The sequence below is a fragment of the Oleiphilus sp. HI0043 genome (assembly GCF_001634935.1).
On sequence record NZ_LWEY01000618.1, the window covers coordinates 1 to 502 of the forward strand.

Annotated in this window: 1 protein-coding gene; it reads left to right on the forward strand. The window is 44.0% G+C overall.

Translation table 11 applies throughout. The features are described from left to right. A partial coding sequence (locus A3729_RS07575; RefSeq protein WP_156497775.1) for a GAF domain-containing protein occupies positions 1-502 on the forward strand: 502 nt, incomplete at both ends.

The following is a 502-nucleotide window of genomic DNA, read 5'->3' on the forward strand; positions in this document are numbered from 1 at the left end:
CGAATGGTGAAGTAAAACCTGGTGATGAATTTGAACTGGGCATTACTTACTGTATCCACACCCTTAATGCCAATGGACCAACAGGCTTTGATCATGTAGAGAAAAGCTGCATTAATACGCATCCTTGCTACGAGGCTTTTGGCCTGGAAAGTTATATTGGTGTGCCGCTAATCGTGTCAGGTGAACGCTTTGGTACGCTAAACTTTTCTGGTCCTGAAGCACATGCCAGACCCTTTAGTGATGACGAATTTGAACTCATTCGTTTATTTGCCCAATGGATAGGTAATGAACTGAGCAAACAGCTTGTTGCAGAAGATTTAGCACGTCAGAAGACTTTACTGGAGTCGATGAGTCAGCAGGCCAGAATTGGTGCATGGGAGTGGGACATGCTGGAAGACCGGCTTTACTGGTCACTCATGACAAAAGAAATTCACGAAGTACCCGAAGGCTTTGAACCTGATGTCTCTACAGCGATCAATTTTTATAAAGAAGGTAGAAGTAG